The organism is Cupriavidus pauculus (assembly GCF_008801835.1).
Lineage (GTDB): Bacteria > Pseudomonadota > Gammaproteobacteria > Burkholderiales > Burkholderiaceae > Cupriavidus > Cupriavidus pauculus.
In genome coordinates this window covers 1-20413 of sequence record NZ_VZOW01000018.1, presented here as the reverse complement: position 1 = coordinate 20413, position 20413 = coordinate 1, and the positions used below count along the sequence as shown (strand labels likewise).

Sequence of the window (20413 nt, the reverse complement as noted above, 5' to 3'; positions counted from 1 at the left end):
TCATACCTTCCGCCAGAAGCAGTCCATAGACCGTCCCAAGCGTTTCCTCCAACCGTTCTGTTTCCACACTGCGCGCCCAGTTTCAGATATCGTGCATCAGACTAACAACAGTGCATAAAAGGCAGCGAACTAGACTCGCTCACTCCTCGGCCATAAGCGCTCCCCCTCGTTCACCAAGGCCTGCATGCGGCTTAGGTGCATGATACGTTTGACGGCAACCTCATCGATCGTCACATATCCGATCGGCACGTGGACCGACTGAGTCAGTGGCATCATGACTGATACCACTGCCAAGGCTCCAGGAACAATTAGGATTTCGAGCGCGATCGGTGACTTCCCCGCCGGTGCAAGAAGCCCTCGGTCAAAGATTCGCTGAAATAACAACGACTCCTTGCCCCCTACGGCAGCGGGGGAAACCAAGGCTGTAGAGATACTCCCCCCTTTGGTACGGGCCCGCACGATAGCCCGAAGCGATTCAAGCGTAGAAGGCAGGTCCTCTGTCGCCCCCCATCGCGCTCCCCCAGGTCGTAGCCAGTGGAGTTCGCAGCGATCATCTTTCCCAAGATCAAGCGTCACCTCATCCAGCAGTTGCGCAATCGCCTTTCGGTTTCTTTCGACATAGGGATAACCTACCAAGGGAATGGTGATGTCAGCCCCGGACCTCAACTCATAAGAGTACCAATCCGCGACATCAAATGTTGCGTCACTGCGCATCCAGCGGCCGAGATCCTCCTTTCCCACGAGTCGTACAAAGTCATTCAGTGCCACCTGACTTGGTGATGCCTCGTCTCGCTTCGCAAGCTCAACGATCATGGCCTCCGTCAACCGCCGCGTCCGCGCCCCGCGGTCATAATCCTCAAGCTGTAGTCGCGATTCAAGTTTCGGCACCGGATCCAGCTTAAGAACCTCGTTGCCACCGATCTGCACAAAGCTGTAACGACCCGGATGGACATCCAGAATCGAATACAGATTCCATTGGTCCGCATTCTTATCGCTACGTGCGATGCGCAGATAGTCCCGGAAATTGTCGTGAAACGCTGTACGTGCTTCGCTTTCAGTCATGGCCTGCATCGCCGGCAGCGATACGAGATGCTGTACGTTGCGAAGCCCACGACCGCTTACCATATGTTTGGTAACAAGATCGAACCACACGTCCGCATGCATTGGTTCGGCAACCGTAATCGTCGGCGTCGTTCCGTCTGACGTTCGGAATAGCTCCCTTGCCGACGCATGCAGCGTAAGATTGTCGCCATCAACCACGACTAAGCCTCGGGTCTGAAGATCAGAAATCACAATACCTAGATCCTGGCCTTCGAACCCAAAAAATCGGGCGAGCCTAGCGGCTTTAATAGTCTGGACGACGTGAAGCGTACGAAGGACAAACTCGTCAACCATTGGCAATCGTCTCTCCCTCGTGCGCTCCGCCGCAATGACGAATTGCCTGCACGGTAGATTGAAACCAAAGGTATTGGTCTCGAAAGTATCGATCACAGTCATTTTTACGTGAGATCCTCGAGAGTAATGACCTTCGAGTTAGAAGTGTCCTGTCGCATGTATTCCAGTTCCTGCCGCATCGGAGATTGTGCGGGGACGCGATCCTCCCACATCCCGCAGTCTCCTACGATGATGAGCCGCTCCTTCGCTCTTGACGTGGCGACATTGCAGCGATTCGCATTGGCCACGTGTCCGCCAGATCCGCCTGGGTTGCTGCGCACCAGGGAGAGAATGACAATCGCATTCTCCTTGCCCTGGTAGGCATCCACGGTGTCGATCCGCACCAGGCGTCGGAACCGCGGTTCGAAGGGCTTTCTGGACCAGGCGGTCTCCAATTGGCGCTTCTGGCCACTGTACATACAGATCACGCCAATGGGCGTTTCGTCGTCCAATCGCCCCAAAGCATCGACGAGCTTGCTGTCCGCAGCCAGCCCTTCCAAAGCACGCACGACCGCATCGACCTCAGCGGTATTGTAGTAAGTTGTTTCGCCTTCGTGCTGGGACTCTCTGCAACCCTGCTCGGACGCCGTGTTGATCCAGACCAGCGGATGGGCAAGCCAGGAAAGCTCGATACTCGAGGCCTCCAACGTTGGCACACGCTCACTCGACGTATCGAGTCGTATATCGTGGGACTCGTAGAAGCATTGAGAGACCATGGCGCAAATAGCCGGGTGCATTCGATACTGCTCGGTCAGCCGCACGCCAATCTGCAGCCCATAGTCGGATGAGAACGCCCGTTCAAAGTCACTCCGCGTAAGCTCTTCCGGCTCAACATCGGGAGTGTAAGTGCGAAGATCGTTCAGCATTTCGCGATCCAACATGGGGCGGAGCTGAAGGTGATCGCCAACCAGCAGCACGCGCTTTGCCATCTGGATGGGTACAGCAAGTTCTCCCGGCGTGCAACGCGCGGCTTCGTCCACGATGACCCAATCAAATAGTTGCGAGTCGATCCGGATACGCGTCTGCCCGACCCCCACGCACGTCGCGGCGACAACACTGCGCGTCTTAGCAAGAAACTCCTCGAAGTTTCGCCCGGGTGACCCCAATGAATGCAGCCAATCGTTGGTGAGCTTCAACGCGCGGTTGGCCGCGTTGACATCAGCAGGTGAGACCTGCGGATGCTTCGCGACGAGACCGGCGACCAACTCTTCATACTCCTGCAGCGCCAGATCCACGTTGGGTTCCCGGCCTGAGAGCTTCTCATATGCAGAGCGAAACGCTTGATGCACACGCGACCGCTGCACGCGATTGCGATCGCGGTCGCTGGCTAGCTGGTCCGGGTGCTCCTCCAGGGCGTCTTCCACGTTGGCGCAGCGACGCGCGAGAACGCCCACTTCCTTGTCCAGATCAAACAAGTCAGACGCGTATGCCCGATCAACCCCGAGCGCTGTGGCAAGCTGGCTGAAGCGGAATTTCGCGCCGGCTTCAAACTTCACGCGATATCGTTCACGTAGCTCCGCAGAATGGTAGGGCCGGATTCGTTCCGTAATCCCTTTCGAACCAATGCGCAACAAGCTGGGACGCGTGCTTCGGCTCTTGTGCAATCGCAAGAGAGAGTCCACGGCATTGTTGACCGCTTCGTGAGACTGGCTTGCAATCAGAATGCGCTGAGATCCTCCGCGAGTCAGCAGCCAGTGCACAAGCGAGGCAATGAAACGCGTCTTGCCAGTGCCCGGCGGCCCTTGCAGCAAGCCTACCGGCCCACTCGTCAGGACTTGGCGGAATGCGTGCCGCTGCCCAGCATTGAGGCCGTAGTTGGCCAACTCGTCATCCGGGACCGCCACATCGAACTGCAGGGGATCGAGTCGCTGCGCGGGATCAAAGTAGTCGATTAGATTCGAGATTACCGAGCGATACTCGAGAATCCGGCGCACAGCCCTAGCGCGCCGCTCCATCGATGTCTGCTCGCGTCGTCCTGCCAGCCGGAGGCGATCACCGGCGGCGATGCGACCTCGGTCGCATACGATGCCAATGGCGGCAGGAATTGCGCTGGAAGGCAGATCAACGTATCCAATCCGGCGGTTTCCCGCGTACACCTCGATAACATCCTCATCATCGAAGTCGAAGTCTTTCCCCAAGTTGTCGTAGGTACACGCGATAGTCTGATCTCGCTGGGAGAGCACCTCCGTGACCGCGATCTCGACACGAGCATCCTCTTCCAGCTCGACAAGCTTTCGCCAATGCCAAGCGACGTCGAACTGGAAATCGCTGGGTAACACCAACGCGCCTCGCGAAGGAACGGCGAATCGCGGATGCCCGCACAAGTAGGCATAGAGCGCATCGAACCCGCTCTCGCTACCGCCCCCCAGTTCCAAATGGAATTGGAGGTTGTCGTGGCCCGCCGCGGACTCGTAGGCCAACGCCGTGAAAGACGTTTTCCTAAACCAGTGTTTGTGTAGGCGTTGGCCGTCACCGGCAAGTTGCAGTTGGGCCTTCGCGGTTGTGAGCAGGAAGTTGGTGCGCCCGTCATCTTCCACCTTGCGGCGAACATATATCCGGTCTGCATCGCCAAACCCATGAGTATCCAACGATGTGCGCACGTCAAACACATTGATTTCAGGAGCACTGGCAACTGCGACGGCCTTGGCCACCAGCGAAGAGGCTCGCTCCAACGACTCGATGACCGGCTGATCCAACTCTGTTCGCAGTTCTTCGAGTAGCGTCGTGGCCAGAGCGCCGGCATCGAGCTCCATCAGAAGACATGACACCTTCAAGGCGGCATATCGATCGATGGCCATCTGATTCAGATGCTCCCAGTTCGTCGGAGACATGGACGGTGTGCGAACCGTGCCATCCCCCGTGGGTGCGATATCGAAGGGATCGATGAGCACCGCGGACGCGTTGTCCACCTCGATGAGTACATTGTTTGGCGAGATATCGGCGTGCTCGCAGCCGAGTTCATGCAAGGCAGTGACCGTACGCAGAATTTGTTGCGCAAGTCGTAGCGAAGCATTTTCCGGAAGTGTGGCGAGCGTGGCGACCGGCACGCCTTCGGCGCGCTCATAGACGACGAACACGCCGACGGGCGACAGACCACACGCTACGAATTTCGGCATCCCGTCGACAGGCTTTCCCTGTAACTTCTCCACGCTTTGCAGGAGCCTGAGCAAGGCGCAGTCGCTGGCCAACGAACGGTTTCTTTGCAGGGACATCCACACCTTGACCATGAAGACCCGGCCGTCCTTCTCGTGCGAATAGGTGTGTTTCTGCCCCACTGTTGTGCCAGGTGCGGTGGGTGGCCATGCCGTAAAAGGGACGATGCTCGTCTCAAACCGGTCTAACAGCGTTGCATCAAATACGTCCGGCGCTGCGCTCTCCACCAAGGCGGAAAAGGCCTCAGTCAGCGCAATCGCATCCACGAACCGCGCGGTCGGATCCTGCGCCAACCCGCGGCGAAACCATCCCTCCAGGATCAATAGCTCTTGCGGCAGCGATGCGATGAATTTGTCAACGTGGACATTGAGGAGACTCCTGCCGGTCAGGATGTGTGCCGCAAGATAGGTACACGCATAAACGTCGCGTTGACGCCCTGAACTGGGCACACCGGTGACATCCTCTGGAAGGAACGTCGCGTAGCCGCGCAGTTCGCTGAGCCAGTCCATGACAGACGACTTGTCCGGCAATTGGCAGGACATGAACCCCGTGAGCGCGACGTCACTATGACTACCAATCCACACTGCGCGTGGGCCAATGTCGCGATGGGTGACATTGACACGATGCAGTTGCGCCACAATATTCAGCAGGCTAGCGGTCATCACGACTCTGTCCTGCATGCGCAGATCGTCGTCCTGATGGACGAGATATCGGTCGAGAGGCTTCCACCCGGCCCCTAAATGGCGCACCTCGAAGTGATCTGTGGAGATCTCCTCCTCCGGTGCGATCGCTTCCCGGAGGACGCGGTCCCGCGCAATCAGATCGCTGCCCACATCTTGGAGATAGGCCAATGCGTTGGTTTCGCGCAAGGCCACCAGCTTGCGCGTTTCGCCACTGTTCAGGCCAACGGGTAGCCGGTCAAACGACCACGTCCGCACCATGGCCTTGAGGCGGGGTTCGCTGCGCCTGTGTGCAAAGTGGTCCTGCCACACCCCCCGGGGATGAACGAAGACATCACTCTCCGTCACCGCGTGACCAGACCAGTCCATCTCCGAGCGCTGGAAGAGTTTGGCGTTATTGAAGATCCGGTCAAACTCCGACTCCAGCTGGTGCGCCTTTTTAAGCTGAAGCTGGCCCTTCGGCAGGTAGTGCTGTCGCTTTAACGGATCGCCAATACAACAGGCTTCGGCCAGCGTTAGTGTTCGCGCAGCCTCGTGACCCGGCAGCTTTGCACCATCAGCGGTGCCTGTGAATACGACACGGGCTTCGACGCGAAACGCGCCGGCCAAGAGACTTTCGCTCTTGATCACCGACCTGAGCTTCTTGGCCTTTTCCTCGCTCGCGGCAACCGCAGAGCGACCGCGAGGCGCTTTTCCTACAAACCAACGATCACCTCGACATGTGAGCGTGCCGTTCCAATCCTTGATTTCTAGCAACAGAACCTGGTCATCAGTCACCACCACGGCGTCGATTTCCATGGCCGACTGATTTCGCGGAAAGCAATTCAGCGACACGTAGAACAACCACTCCGGCGGGAACGCCTTTGATAGCGCATCAACTCCCTTTATCTCGCGCGGCATAATTCCAGCACTACTGAGATACCTTACGCGACAGACCATCCCCCCTCCTCAAACTTAGATTCTTAAATTTTCGATATCCGAAATGAGCCCACCAAACGCTCCAGCGTTTCGCCGACCTTCGCTGAACAACGCTAAGAAGGTGTCACCACCGATGGTGGCCCAAACGCCGAGAAGGTGCGTGATACGGTTTAATTGATCATTTCCTCACACAGCACCGCAATCTGTGGACCCCCAATTGGTAGGGGCCTCTCCGAGAGCAACGCCGAGGCTTCGGGCCTCGGAGACTGCCCTCTCAGCGGCGCTTCAGGGTGGTTCGGCGCAGCCTGCGCGTTCCTGCTGTGACCGCCAACAGAGACTGCCTGCCCTATCCTTCTGTCGGTGCAACGGATCACAAGTGATTGGGAAGGCGAGCGTCTGCCGAGGGGATGGGCGCGGCTGCGATGACGCAGGCGGAACGACAGGTGCTACTCCAGCCTCGAGGCAGCAGGGGATAGCTACTGCACCCCGTTCCGCGAGTCATCTTCGCCTTCGCCCTCCCCCTCCTCCGGAACCGGACGAGGCGTGATCACGGCATCCTTCAGCGAAGGCGACGCAGCCGGGGCCTCTGGCGCCACCACGATGGGCAATCCGAGCTTCTGTGCGACCTCATTGAAGCGCGTCAGGTCCTCTTTCTGTCGGGCAGCTTCGCGGGCTTGACTCTTTGCAGCCATTTTGACGTTGAAGGTCTCCCTCGCGGGATCGCGATTGGCCACCTCCATGATCCTTCTGCTCGCTTCCTGCGCACGCCGGCTGGCCTTCGCCCGGGAATCGAGCACACCCTGAATCTCGTCCTCCCGTTTCCCGCTATTGAGCTCGAAATTCAGAAACTCAATGATCTCAAGATCCGCCGCTTCGCCATAGGACTCCCGAGCCTTGACTCGCGCGGGAATCACAATCACGCGGCTACCATTCAGCCAGTAGGCGCAGTTCCCATAGGGTGGGATCACGATCGGTGCCAGCGGCGGCGCTCCACGCTCGTTCGGATGGTCTTGCCGCCATTGTTTGGCGTACTCCGCGAGCGCAGCGGCAGCTTCGCTCCCACAATCGTCCTCGCGATTTCCCCCATAGGTCACATTGTTCTTCCGGATCGCCCCACGACGTAGCTTGCAATCGTCGTACGTGGGCAGTGTGCGCCACAAAAGGTCGGTCTCACTCCAGGGAGCGCGTGCGTTGCCACGCCGCGACTCCAACATCGCAGCGTGGATGCCAACACGCGTGTTCGGCGTGCCTTGTACCCGCATGCTGAGCGTCAGGCCCAGGCTGTCGGATTTCCAATTGGTATTGATCGATGAGACGGCTTCCGCGACCATCCAATCACAGCCTCGGAGCGATGATTGCACCTTGTCCGGAATCTTTCCTCGCCGTCTTTCGGCACGATAGGTCTTCAGTCGCTCCGCGGTGATCACCCCCGTCGGCAAGGTCGCGACCCTTGCCTGCAATGACGCTCTGGTCTGCTCGATCAGCCAGCTGTTCTTCAGAGACGTCTCTTGATCGCGCACCTGCGTCTGTACCAGCCCTCCCCCACTTTCCACATCGCCTTTGTCCTCCGGCACTTTGGTCCGCCCCCATTGCAGGCCGATGCCGAGCAATTTTGTGGCCACCTCTAGGAACTGACGGCCGCGCCCAGGCCCCCGGTCAATGAAGATTTCATCGATGGCACCGGATACGATACCCGGCGGCACTTGCTCGAAGCCGAGCTGGCGCAATCGGGGCGCCTTATCACTGAGTGCGTTGTAGAGGGCATAGCAGTAGCACAGAGCGCTTTCTGGCCGCATCGTCAGATACCAGCCAACAATGCAGTTGCTGCGTCGCGCGATCACCAAAATAAGCGTGGGCGGGCCTAGCACAAGCTGACGGCCATCCTCCTCCACAACGATGTCAATGAAATCGAGGACCAGCCCATCCATGTCGACGACAAGCAGCCGTTCCTCGCATAGGTCCGAGGCATTGCCACCGGTCGGCAAGTCGACGAGGGGCGGAAACATCTCCGCACGCAACTCATCCAGCATCGTCCGCTTGTGGGCGTTGATACTAAACAACGAGGGGATATGCGCGCCATCGATGCCGGGAGGATGCGGGTCGTCTCGATGACCAGGAACAAAGCTAAAATTGTCGCGCACGTACTTGTAGAAGGACTTGCGCTGTCGCAATCGCGCAACGGCCTCCTCCCAGTTCTCTGAATCAAGGCGATAGGCAATGATCGCAGCCATCACCCGAGCTCGCCAGAACTCGTTAAAGCGGATCAGCATGCAGTGATGCTTCAGTTCGTAGGCCGACCGCACTCCGGGCTTTTTTCTTTCACGGGAATCGCCATGGGATTGGCGCTTGGCACCTGAGTGCTCCGTAAGCGGGATCACAGCTGCATCGTCCGCACCATAGTGCAGCCACTGTGCGACCAGTTGCGCGATGCGCGCGGGCCGTAGTTGAAACTGATCGCCGACGCAGCGAATTGCACTATGGAAGACGGCCGGATCAAAGAAGATTGCGTCGATGCTACCAATGCCAGCGCAGGCACTCACTACCCGGCCCGTGTCGAGCAGCGCAGCGATGATGGCAAGTCGCCTGGCCCAACGACGCGCATCGACAGGCGTCAGGCCCTCCCCCTTGCTGTACATGTGTGCCGTACGCTCGGTGTCGGGGACCTCGACGAGTCCCCCGCCAGCCAGGGCCCGCTCCACCTCGTCAACCGGAACCACCACCAGCGGGAACTGCGTTCCGGCGCTGCCCCCATCCAGCGGATAGAAGGCGAGCCGGCCCCGACGCGCGTCGAAGCGTACAAAGCGGTAGCGCCCATTGCCGCCCTTCCCGCGTGGCCAACAGAAAAGCCGGTTGAGTTCGACTGGGCAGGTCGCCGTTGTCATGCGAATGCTCGTCGTCGCAGCAGATGCAGCGTTTTGCGGGGTCCCAGCTCGTAGCACGGGTCAATCCACACCATACCGAGCGCGATGCTCGCCGCGAGCAGAACATAGGCCGCATCATCACTGCACTTCAGAGCCCGTGCGAGTTCGTGCATGGTGTCATCCAGCACCCCTGTGTTGGGCGAGCCTCCCAATCTCGCAGAAAACTGCACGGCAAGCGGGCGCAAGGCATTCAGATCGCAGCGATGCAACCACTGGCAACAGGTGATCGCGTTCTTGACTTCGATGTCGGGCAGATCGCGCGGCTGGAAGTATTCAAGCGTCACGTCCTTGCCGCGCAGAAGCACTGTGGCACGCTGCCATTCACGGCGGTGATAGCACAACCCGTGCAGATGCACCTTTCCGCGACGTGCCGCAAGCTCGACGCTGAGCATCCGGTGGATGACGGCGTAATCATCGGCGTACACGATCGCCTGACGCCCCTCGCCCTGCAATCGCCCTGTATCAATGACCGGATAGTTGCAGCGAATCTCCAGCACGTACGGACACATCTTCAGATGGTAGTCGGCACGCCGCTGAGCCATGCTCTGGAAGAAGTAGGGCTGTCCGCCCCGCAAGTTGAAGCTGAAGCCCTGAAGACCCAGTCCGCCGCGTTTGCCCTTGGCAAAGAGATCATGCTGATAGGCCTCGCCGGTGGGCACGCCGAGCGCGTCGCGTTCGTCTACCGGGAGTGTCGGCCCGCTCACACAGTGCTGCGCCAGGGTGTGATAGCAAAGACCAGACGACACGTCGTCGCATGCGGGGTCAGCGTTCGCCTCCCGGGGCATGTGCTGCGATTGGTGAACGTCGGCCGCGCGAAGGAGCACAGACTTTGCTGTCGTGCGCGAGAGTGCCGAGGACCTATGTTTTGCCATCTTCGCGAATCTTGCGGTCGATGTAGACGAGCTTGCTCTTCACCTGTTCCCGGGTAAGGGCAGCAATCTCGCTTCGGGACAGATCGAGGGCACCCGTGGCAAGGTGGGCGTAATCGATCAGCTTAATGTACAGGTGGCGGCGCTCCCATTCTTCACCGGTCTCTGCCTCCGTGGCGAGTGCAGCGACGAGCTTTGGCAAGCGGCCGCGTTGCGTCTGGTACGTCGCGTACCGGACTACGCCATCGAGCAGCCGCTTCACAGTGATCCATGGCGCATGCAGATCCTGGCGCATGGCCTTAGCCTTCCTGCGCACCTGCTGAGCCCAGGCCTCGTCGGTCGCCTGCCAACGCTCCTGCAGTCGTTCGGCACAGGCGAACTGATCCCTCAACCAGCGCGGCGCGTGCAAATCGACATAGGTCAGTTCATCGCGCCAAGCGAGCTCGAGATCTGACAGTCTCAGGTGGGGCAACCGCTTCTTGAGCGCCATGACCATGGTCTGATCGAGTTCTAATCGGGCAACATCGGGCTTACGATCGACCTGCAGAAACGGTTGGCCCACACCCGTGCTGGCAGCCCCGGTCACCTTCTGGTCCGCTTGGCCCAGCAGCGCAATCGCTGCTCTCACCGAGCCGAACATCCGCCGCAGAGCCACCACGTTGACGATCGGGCTGCCTGAAAAGCCATGCCCATAGGCTACCCGCGCAGCACTGGTTTCACCCGCGCCGCGCATGCGCAGCGCATTGCCTGGACTCAGGTCCGGCCCGGATTCCCCCCCATGCAAGAGGTCGCCCGGCATTGCCTGGTTCGCCGACAGGATCAGACCTTGCTCTCGTACCAGTACCTGCAGTGTCGGGCCGTTTACACGTTCGGGGTCCACCCTGAGCAAGGCCTGAAAATCCTGCGCGATCTCGTACCACTCCCTTTCATGGGTGAGGACGCGCTTGTCCACTTGCAGTGATTTGCCGCATTGGCATACCTCGGTGGGCGCCGGAGGCAGCCCGCGATGACGGCATGCCTCACTGCAGGCCGCACACATGCGTCGTATGGGCTCATGGTGCGCCAAACACATCTCCCATCCCTTCAGCATCCCTGAGCGCAACCAGATCCCGATCCCGACGTGTTCGATCTGCTCCTGTAGGCACGATAGGCACACGCCAGGATTGATACAGAAGGAGTGCAGATTCGCTCTCTGCAACTTGACCGCCCGAGAACCCGGTCCCTTGAGCATGTCACGCAGGAACAGTTGCCCCACATGGGGTTCTTCGAAGGCCATCGCCATGGGCAAGAAGCTGTGCTGGTACGCCAGTTGGAGCGGGGGCGGAACGAGCGGGCTGCCGATGATGGCATGCAATTGCTCGAGTTCGGTGCCAAACAGGGGCAGGTCGCTACAACGGAACAGTGCCGCGATCTGCGCCTGCCCGATCTGGCCCGCCGCAACAAGGCAGCGCGCCGCGCGTGCCGCATAGGCACTGCATAGCTCCTCAGGCTGAATGGCCAGCATGTTTCCCAGCAGGTGCTTGCTCATCTCCGCTTCCTAGGGCGTCGGCCTTGCGATGCCTCCTCTCTACGCATCCGACGGCCTTCAGCATGTCGCGTACGATGTCCCATCGCTCCGCCTTGACCAGCGCATACTCGTCAATCCCCATCTGCCGACAGATGGCACGCCGGGAGAACCGCACGCGCCTCCCGGCTTGCACCTCCGTCTGCATTTGCTTGAGTGCCTGGCGCAGGCGCGCGGCCACCGCACAAGCCCTTCCCTTTGGTCCCGGATCGACGCGCCGGCCTCTGTCAGTTGGCCAGGCGACTGGCCGATGGGCAGATAACCACACCGGGTCATGATGCTGGAGCCAGGACCATGCATTCGGCTCGTAGTGCTGCAGTTGGTTGGCGGACATCCAGGGATAGCGCCGTTGCACCGCCAGCCATGCCGCACGCGCACGCCGGCGCAGCCGTTCCGCAAAGCCGTGATTGCATTGTGCGCGGTAACCCCTCTCTCGCACGATCCGGTGCACGGTGGCCTGACTTGTCAGGCACAGGCCAGCGATCTCCAGACAGGTACAGCCCTGCGCCAGCAACGCAGGTATCTCGTCCCGGGTATAGTGCCGTCGACGGTCGACCGGACAAGGGCCTGGCCCATTCGGTCGCTTGACACCCCAGCCGGCACGCGTTTGGGAACGGGCACCCCGTGGCGCGGCCGGGAACCGATCGGCCGCCAGCGTGGACGAGAGAAACCAATCCAGCAGGACGATGTATAGCGGATGCAAGCGGCGCTCCTCGTCCCCCATCCAGCCGCAGAGCGCCGCAAGCCGCCTGGGCTGCGTTGCAAGTCGCAAGAGTGGGCAAGGCAACCCCACCTGCGCACAAAACGCATTGAAATCGGCCTGGAACTGTTTTGCGTAGTAGCGTCCGTCAGAGCGGTAATAGCCGGCCTGCGCCGTGCGTCTGCGCAGGACGTCGCGGGCCTCGTGCGGATCCAGCTGGGCAACTGCGAAGCTGGTCTGCGCAAACGCCAGTTCGTGTGCGGTGGCCACCTGCGGCCGACGGTTCAGCAGCGCCCCGTCGATCTCGGTAGCCAGTACAAGACGCGTGCCATGCCGCCAACATCCCCTAACACCCGGCACATAGTGCGGATAAAAGTCCGCCTCGACACCGTAGTTGCGCCACGCCTCCGCGCAGCACACCACGCAAAGCTTGCGCGCGACCGTGCCCACCGTCAGCCAGGCGGGCAGATGCCATTGGCTTATCGCCCCCTGCCCGTCCAGCAGCCTGTGGCTGAAGGCGTCAACTTGCCGCGTGGCCAGGCCGATGGCGCAGTAACGGAACAGGGTATGCAGATCCCGCAGTTGCTCTCCAGAGCCCATCAGGCCGCCATACATCTCGGCAAGTGGATGCAAGGGGCAGCTAGCCGTACCGAAAGCGAGATTCCTCATCGCGGCGACACGATGCAGGCCCGTTGCCTCGGCCAACGGGTCGTTCAACGCCCTCGCCATGCTGCTCGCTGCCTCAAAGGCCGGACGGACACACAAGGGGACAAAGGTCTTCGGGCATGCCATGGCGCTAGCCCCCCGGCGCCCCTTCCGTCCGCGACAGCCGTATGACGGGATCCCTGGTCATTGCCACAGGGAACCAATCGCGGAGTTCACGCGCCTGCAGGGACTCGAGCGGCCTCTTGCCTGAGCTCATGAAATGGGTCCAGCATGCAAAGGGCACTGCCGCCGCACCCCTGCAATTGACCAGGTACAGCTGAGGCAAGGCACTGTCGGCCACGCTCCGCGACTCGGTATGCATCAGTCGAACGAACTCCGCAATCGTTGCTTCGATCCATTCCCGCTGCCCAAAACACTGGGTCGCCACCTTCAGCAATGCATCGGGCACCTCGCCGTCGAGCCCGAGAGCCGACCAGTAATAGGGGATCGTCGCGCGGGCATCGGCAGGGCTGAGTCCGGGTATCTCGTAGCACTGACCCGGGAAGAGATGGCAATACTCGGGCACCAACGGACTATGCACGATGGCCGAGGTCACGAACGCCGCCACGGGCACGCCCCAGTCCCGGATCTTGTGCAGCAGGCCCCACACGGAAGACAGTCCGGCCGAGAGATGCCGGCGATCAATTCCGTAGACCGCCAGCATGCCCACATGCAGACCCGCCAGGATCTGCCGGAGGTGAGCCTCGTGCGAGCGAATGTTGGTGAAGCGTTCGCTGCGATAGAGCTGGGTGTCTTCGACGTCGTCAATGGCATCGCAGATATTCAGGTAGAGGTCGGCCGGAAACGGGCGTTCTGGCATGCGCACCGGCAGCAGCCCAATCTGCTCAATACTCGCGGAAGACTCGCAGATCGTCCCGTCAGGGAACCGTTCGAACACGTGTTTGTGCTCAAAGAAGGGGCCAATCATGGCCTGCATGGCGCTCAACAGCTTGACGACTTGCATGGTGCACGGCGCCGTGACCAGTAGCGACTGGGGGATGGCATGCACGGCGGTGCTGCGCGCGACTTCCTTGTACCCCCAGCCACTCCAGCCTACCGCACGAAAGTAGGTCCGGTTGATTTCCGACAGCGACTCCCCATACGCGGCCGTCGCAAGCCAGATCATCTCTAGCATGCGTTCCACCACCTCCAACTCTGTCAGCGTCGGGACAAATACGCGGCCCAAGGCATAGAGTTGCTGCAGCTCGGGCAAAAGGCAGTCGATCACCGATGCTGGTGGCTCGAGTTGCGCGGCGTCCATCAACCGCTGCGACAGCGCCTTGCGCGGCTGCCCGATGGGCGGCAGCCGGTTCAGCAGAAAACTCCGCGCTGTCAGGTCGGTAAAGATCCGGGCAGGCTGTATGGATTCGGGTGGCGCAGGCACCTGGACTCGTCCGCGTCTATTCATGCACGCCCTCCTGCCCGACGTCGCCTGCCGAAAGCGGCAACGGTCGCCGATCTGAACACAGCACGCTGACCGGCAGTGCGTGGCCCAGCCGTTTGGCCATCCCTTCTCAACACCGCTCGCCCTGCTCCGGGCACCCGGCAGGCCATCAACCCGGCGCTCAAGAAGGGGGGGCACCTTGATGGTAGTCCTCCGTGCATACTGCGGTGAAATGGCATGACCACACGCATGGGTAAGCGCGCTGTAGCGATTCGATACAGACAGTGTCATGCGAATGCTGCAGCCGCTAACCGGTGCGGCCCTTAGCTCTGGGAACTGCGCCACCAGCGCGCCATGGCACCTTGTCGCCGAGCGGCCTCGGTACGCACATAGCGCGAGGTCGTGCCCAGCGACGCGTGGCCCACGTTTTGCTGCACCACCTCGATGGGCACGCCGCCAGCCAAAGCATGACTCACGTGAGTGTGGCGCATCCAATGGGTGCTCGCACACAGCAGTCGCGCCGCGGCCGGCGCGTCCGCGGCCACAATGCGGGCCGCACAGCGCTGGAAGAACGTCTTGATCTGCCGATGAAAGGTGCTGGGCGCAATCGGTGCGGCCGGATCGATGGTCTGCGGGCGCGCCCAGGGCGCCCGCTCGGCCCGGTCGGTGGCCGCCCCCAACAGCGCCACCCCGGACGCTTGGCGCGGATCGTCCTCCAGGCCCCTCGCGCGCAAGTACGCACCGAGCTGCGCGATCCGGTCTGGCGGCACGGGCACCTCTCGCAGTCGCCCGCCCTTGCCCACCACGCTCAGCCACCAGGCATCTGCCGCCCCGCCATCGCCTTGCCGCTCGCAACGCAGATCGTCAGTCGTCGCCGCAATGAGTTCCGACAGCCGAAGCCCCGTCTCATACAGGAGCGGCAGGGCGAGCTGCAGGCGCTGATTGGCCGAGGTCTGGGGCAGGGCCTCGAGCTCAGCCAGCACAAAGGCCCACTGTTCGGCGGACAGGCTGCGACCTGGATCGAGCCCCGGGGTCAGCGTGCGGGGCGCCCGCACCGCACGCCAAGGATTGCCGCTGAGGTAGCCCTGGTCGACGAGGAACGCGTACAGGTTGCCGAGCACGCCCAACGCGTAGGCGCAGGAGGCCGGCGAGAGCGGTCCGGCCAGCGGCCGCCAGCGCGCGCTCCAGCGCGGCTGCGTGCGCACACTGCACCAGTCGGCGGGTGGCGCCAGCAGGAAGCCCCGATAGGCCACGGCGTCCTCGATCGTGGCGGAGGACAGCGCGCAGCGCCGCACGAGCACCACCCACAGCAGGAAGCGCTCGGCCTCCTTGCGGTACGCCCGCTGCGTCGCGTTCACTGCCCCTTCCGCGCCCACCGCACCATCGCCCTTGCTGGCGAGCCACGCGAGGATCGCGTCCCGGTCGTTATCCGCGGTGAGGCGACACTGCGCGCGCGGGCAACGGTAGGCGCCAGTGCGGCCGTCCAGGGCCGACGGCGGCGTAAAGCGCTCGAGCGGCACGCATGCGCTGCATGGGCTGCACGCAGCCTCGGTCGTCATCACCGGTGTCTCCGCCACGTGAACCTCGGGCACCGGCACGGCCCCGAGCGTGTCGCCATGCGCGCGCAGGAACGCGGTGATCGCGTGCGCCTTGCGCGCCCCGATGCCGCGCAGGAGGCGCCACCAGCCCGGCCCCTGCGCGCGCAGGAAGGCCACCAGATCGCCCAGCGTGGTCAGGTGGGCGCGGCGCAAACGTGTGGCGACTGCGTCCACGAGCCACGCCTCGCAGCCGTCCGCCGGCGACACCGGCTGGGCGACCTGCGCCTCGAGTGCGTAGATGGCGTCAAGCTGGCGGTGCAGCAGCGCCGTGCGGCGGCGCTGGCGGGCCAACGCCGGGCCAAAGGCGGCCTCGTAGGCACTCATTTGCTCGGCTTCACGGAACCCATCGAGGCCTTCGGCCCGCGCAAAGTCCGCCAGGGACGGCAGCGGCGCGGCGCCCGGGGGCGCGAGATCGAGCCGCAGCAAGCGGGCACGGGCGAAGTCGCCACCGCGCGCGGCGGCCGCGCCGAGCTCGCCCCGGATCCAGGCCGTCATCCGGTGCACGCGCGGGCCACCATCGAACGCGCCCGCGTCCGCGAGGTAGCGCGCCCACATGGTGTGCGGGGATAGCCCTTGCGCCACCGCGCGCAGGAAGGCGAAGTGGCCGCGGTGCAGGCGCGGGCGCACCACGCTATAGCGGCCGCGGGGGCCGCGCGGCGGCGGCGCAGGCGCCTGCAAATCTGAGGGAATGGACGAGGACGAGGCCATGGCGGCTCCAGGCGTCGGGGAGCGCACGGCACGGGCGGGAGGCAGCACACGGGCCGCAGGTGTCGGCCGATTTACGATAGCAGATAAGACGAATTATCCTGCAGTGGACACGCGCATTTTACGGGCCGCTTTGGACACCTAGGAATCCGTGGAGCGCGGGGATTTGCTGAGGGAGAGTTTTTAGGTGCAGCAACCCCACGCGGAATGTAGGTTGTTGCATTTATTTCGTGGCCGACGTCTTGCCGCCGCGCTCAATGGTCCACGATTTTTGCTCTTCGCAATGACAAACGCCTACGGCGGCTTGCCAAGGTCGTTCAACATTTCATGACTGCCTTGCCATATGAACTCGACAGCCATTCCCGTTTCTGCCGCCCATCCACGCCACTTCACAACGTGCTCATCCGACTGCTGTCGACCGGACTTTGAGCGGCTGATTCGCCCATCGGGTAGGTCCAGCAGCACGCAAACAATGAAACGCGTCAGCTTCAGGGTCCGACTAGTGCCGTCCTAATCGATTCGTCCAGTTGTGCCCACTGCGAACTCCTCATGGCGCCGAAGTACTTCGATTGCCATGCCCACTCGGTACCGTCCGGATGCACAACATGCGCCTCAACACCGGAGTCCGGGCGCCCTTTACGAATGAACACAGATCCCCGAGGACAGGACATCCGGGCCAGCTGGGTACAAAGTTCCTCGAAAGCGTCCTGCTTCGAGCCATTTATGGGCTGTATCGAAGCCCAATCTAGGTCCATGGTTTTACGGGAAAGCACCTTGGTTCTGAATTAGCGTTGTTGCGACGAGGGGGCTACCGGATTGGCGGCATCAAGGGTATTTCGAAATGACGTGGACCACGATACTGCACAACGTAGCCGATTGCGAGATCTGCAACGGACGACGCTTACGGCGTCGATTCGCTTCAGCGCCCACGTCTCTTTGCATCAACGCGAACGTAACCGCCGTACAGCGTCAACACCAGTACATGCGTATCGCCCAGGTCCGCCAATACCTCGGTGACTTTGCCGACAAAGTGACTCGTCGATGCAACCCTCGTCGCTAGGCGCTCGAAGGCGTCAATGAAAGTTTGGTCTGCAATTTGCGGTAAAAAGAAGTCCCGCGTGAACAGGAATCCTGCACCTATTTTCCATTTTTCGGCCTGTTCATATCCGAGCGAAATCCGCGTGCATCGCTTGTATTCCATTTCCATTCTGGCGTCGCTGATATCTGGCTCGATGACAAACATATGTGGGTGCAACGGCTCCAGAAATGCCGATTCTCCCGCATTCAAACTCAGGAAGCCGACTGGCTCCCAGCCCGCGCGGAGTTTCTTAAGCAAGTCGAAGTATGCGTAGAAGTCATCACGAACTTCGAAGTCGTCACTTGTCGACGGGATAGGATGGCTAGTCCCGCGCAATGTAAGCTGGCTTTGTGCCGTACATTGCTGACCTTGACTGCTCACGTCAAGCAACCAATCCAGAGGATTCGTACTTGTCGTAGTGCGCGTAATTTTTACCCGAGCCCGATGATCTCCCTCGCTGGTGTATTCATATTCGGCCGCGAGGAGCACGGCCCTTCCCCAGATGCATTCATTGGACAAATCACCGGTGACGCGGTGGCGAGCACACAGCTTGACATGTCCCTTGTACAAGTATCGCCCTTGTCGCACCGCGCCGTAGCACTTTGCCCAAGCCCAGCACAGATCGATCAGTGCCTGACTTAGCGCGACATCGGCAAATGCCCCCCCGCGGCACGATTCGCCGCCTGTGAAATCAAGGTCCTTCACCGCCTTCTCTCTGCCCGTTTGCCCAATGGATTTCTCCACGGCTTGCGCAATTTCCGTTCTTCGCGAGAAGGTCATATCTGCATCGTCATTGGCCGGAGTGGAGAGGAAACGTCCGCTGAACAGCCCACGCAGATTCTCTTCAGTCGCTCGAATCAGGATGGAGGTCCTTCGCTCAAAAACCTGGTCCCTCTGCTCCCGTGTAAGAACACGTGCGTCGGGATCGCTTCGAATGGCAACATCCCAACAGTACGCTAGAAGACCATGCAACGCGTCGAGCGATCTGGATGGCGATATGTCGTCGCGGGACCCGAGTCCTATCACCAGAATCGAAACATTCTGCTGGACCGCCTCAATTCCAGGCTGACCAGTCAGCCAATCTAGGCGACTGAACAAGCGCTCCCGCAAATCGGCGACGCTAGCAGTCGCAAGAAAGTCTCGAAGATCCGTGGGGAACCCTTCGACCGTGCACAAATATGCCGCCAGCTTCCGTGCCGCCTCGTCGCTCTCTCGAGCGGCGCGCCTCCACACATCGATACCCGTCTCGCCATCGAACTGTCCATTACGCTCACTTCCAACCATTCCGCGTGTCAGGAAGTGCATGCGCACCGAGCGATCTGAATTTCTCTCGGCCAATGTCCACAAGCTTGTGATCGCGGCCCTGACATCGCGGGAAGCCAGCGTAATCGTTTCGGGGGAACTCTTCACCTGCGTGGTAATTGCCTCGTGAAGTGTGCTTTTGTCGAAGTCCTCTCCACACTCAAGATATAGAGCCTCCCCCGCTTGCAACTTTAGCCAGGCCTCCACCGATCTCCACATCTGATAGTTGTAGCCTGCGAGCGACGCGACTGCCTGACGCGACGGAACACCTGTCAAGGGCGGAGGAATAGCGGTCGATGCCAAGAGAATAACTCCCTGATTAACGATGCTCTTACGAAGCTGGCTATTCTGCCCGATTTCGACGAATAGCCTCCCAAGCTGTCCGCAAATTACAAACCTCCCGTTGCCCCGGCAGACTTTATGACCTGACTGGATGCTAACGATTCTGGAACGGCCCTATCATCTACCGGCTCGGCGTCCGGTTCTCGATCTCTCTGAAGCTAATGGCGAGGCATTCAGCGCGAGCCCGCTTCCACTTTGCTGCGATAATTCACGTCGACGGCAGCCAAAAAGTAATTCCTTCTTGAACCCGAAAGCCAAGTCATGAAATTCTCATCCGTCGGCGCTAGATGGCGCAATGCTACGCTGGACCAGCGCTTTTACTTGCTGGCCGAAATGGGAGCTTTCCTAGCAGGAGCTCTCGCCATCGTGTTGCGACCTAAGGACCTCCCCTCGCTTTCAGGGCTCTCGCTGAGCGTCTTGCTACTGGCTGCATTTGGATTTCTAGCCTGGGCCACGCCTCGCGCAATCAGATTGGGACGCTCGCAGTATGGAAAATATCTTATCTGTTGCTCAATGCACTCGCAGTTCCGTTCGCAATTGGCGCTAGTCGGCGTATGACGGCGGCAGCTACACAATTGCCGCCGCAATCCTTTGATCTGACCGTAACGTTGTTCGCCCTGCTTGCCATGCCAATGATTTTGGGCAGTGATTGTTGTCGTAGGGTTGCTCCTCGGCATATGTATTACCGGACTGGCACTCCTTAGTACCGTGACCGCTATTGCGATGGCGGGCTGCAGTTCCATCGTCATCGACGAGCGGCTGATACGGCTCGTCGATGACGGACTGGATTTCACGCATGCGGCCCGCTATCCATCCATCGATCACGACCATCAAATGCGACTTCTGGACAACGGCGCCGTGGTATATGCACGGCGGACTGGGCTGAATGTGCAACTTAAGGTGTGCGAAGCCCTAAATGCACAGTGTCCCGATTGAGCTTGCCCCCGCAAAACGAATCCCTTGCTGAGGTTAAACTGAAGCAAGGAGAGATGTGATGACAAGCAAGACAAAGCGGGCGCAGTACACGCTGGAATTCAAGCTGGAAGCGGTACGGCTGGTG

Annotated in this window: 10 protein-coding genes; all 10 read right to left on the bottom strand. The window is 60.8% G+C overall.

The genetic code is table 11. From position 1 onward, the window contains the following. Positions 1–129: 129 nt before the first annotated feature. Entirely contained in the window at positions 130–1497 is a 1368-nt protein-coding gene (locus F7R19_RS18345; protein ID WP_150981546.1) for a hypothetical protein, read from the bottom strand. A gap of 2 nt (positions 1498–1499) precedes the next feature. Next, positions 1500–6167, bottom strand: a complete 4668-nt coding sequence (locus tag F7R19_RS18340; RefSeq protein ID WP_170292610.1) for an AAA domain-containing protein — start codon at positions 6165–6167, stop codon at positions 1500–1502. A gap of 494 nt (positions 6168–6661) precedes the next feature. Continuing rightward, positions 6662–9067, bottom strand: coding sequence for a hypothetical protein (locus F7R19_RS18335; RefSeq protein ID WP_150981544.1), 2406 nt, complete (start codon positions 9065–9067; stop codon positions 6662–6664). Next, positions 9064–9852, bottom strand: coding sequence for a hypothetical protein (locus F7R19_RS18330; RefSeq protein ID WP_150981543.1), 789 nt, complete (start codon positions 9850–9852; stop codon positions 9064–9066). The genes F7R19_RS18335 and F7R19_RS18330 overlap by 4 nt, the downstream gene beginning before the upstream one ends. A gap of 112 nt (positions 9853–9964) precedes the next feature. Continuing rightward, complete coding sequence (locus tag F7R19_RS18325; RefSeq protein ID WP_150981542.1) at positions 9965–11503, bottom strand: hypothetical protein; 1539 nt, start codon at positions 11501–11503, stop codon at positions 9965–9967. Next, positions 11460–12956 carry a TnsD family Tn7-like transposition protein gene (locus tag F7R19_RS18320; protein ID WP_170292609.1) on the bottom strand — a complete coding sequence of 499 codons (1497 nt, stop codon included), beginning with the start codon at positions 12954–12956 and terminating at the stop codon, positions 11460–11462. The genes F7R19_RS18325 and F7R19_RS18320 overlap by 44 nt, the downstream gene beginning before the upstream one ends. A gap of 79 nt (positions 12957–13035) precedes the next feature. Further along, positions 13036–14352, bottom strand: a complete 1317-nt coding sequence (locus tag F7R19_RS18315) for a hypothetical protein (protein WP_150981540.1) — start codon at positions 14350–14352, stop codon at positions 13036–13038. A 299-nt stretch (positions 14353–14651) separates the two neighbouring features. After that, entirely contained in the window at positions 14652–16634 is a 1983-nt protein-coding gene (locus F7R19_RS18310; RefSeq protein ID WP_150981539.1) for a phage integrase family protein, read from the bottom strand. 916 nt (positions 16635–17550) lie between these two features. Beyond that, positions 17551–19314, bottom strand: a complete 1764-nt coding sequence (locus tag F7R19_RS18305) for a hypothetical protein (RefSeq protein ID WP_150981538.1) — start codon at positions 19312–19314, stop codon at positions 17551–17553. Positions 19315–19920: 606 nt separating this feature from the next. Next, on the bottom strand, positions 19921–20184 hold the full coding sequence (locus F7R19_RS18300) for a hypothetical protein (protein WP_150981537.1): 264 nt from the start codon (positions 20182–20184) through the stop codon (positions 19921–19923). Positions 20185–20413 lie beyond the last annotated feature (229 nt).

Coding starts and splice junctions, on each gene's coding strand:
- F7R19_RS18340 (WP_170292610.1), bottom strand. CDS start 6,167: ATGCCGCGCGAGATAAAGGGAGTTGATGCGCTATCAAAGGCGTTCCCG.
- F7R19_RS18325 (WP_150981542.1), bottom strand. CDS start 11,503: ATGAGCAAGCACCTGCTGGGAAACATGCTGGCCATTCAGCCTGAGGAG.
- F7R19_RS18335 (WP_150981544.1), bottom strand. CDS start 9,067: ATGACAACGGCGACCTGCCCAGTCGAACTCAACCGGCTTTTCTGTTGG.
- F7R19_RS18315 (WP_150981540.1), bottom strand. CDS start 14,352: ATGAATAGACGCGGACGAGTCCAGGTGCCTGCGCCACCCGAATCCATA.
- F7R19_RS18300 (WP_150981537.1), bottom strand. CDS start 20,184: ATGGTCGTGATCGATGGATGGATAGCGGGCCGCATGCGTGAAATCCAG.
- F7R19_RS18345 (WP_150981546.1), bottom strand. CDS start 1,497: ATGACTGTGATCGATACTTTCGAGACCAATACCTTTGGTTTCAATCTA.
- F7R19_RS18310 (WP_150981539.1), bottom strand. CDS start 16,634: ATGGCCTCGTCCTCGTCCATTCCCTCAGATTTGCAGGCGCCTGCGCCG.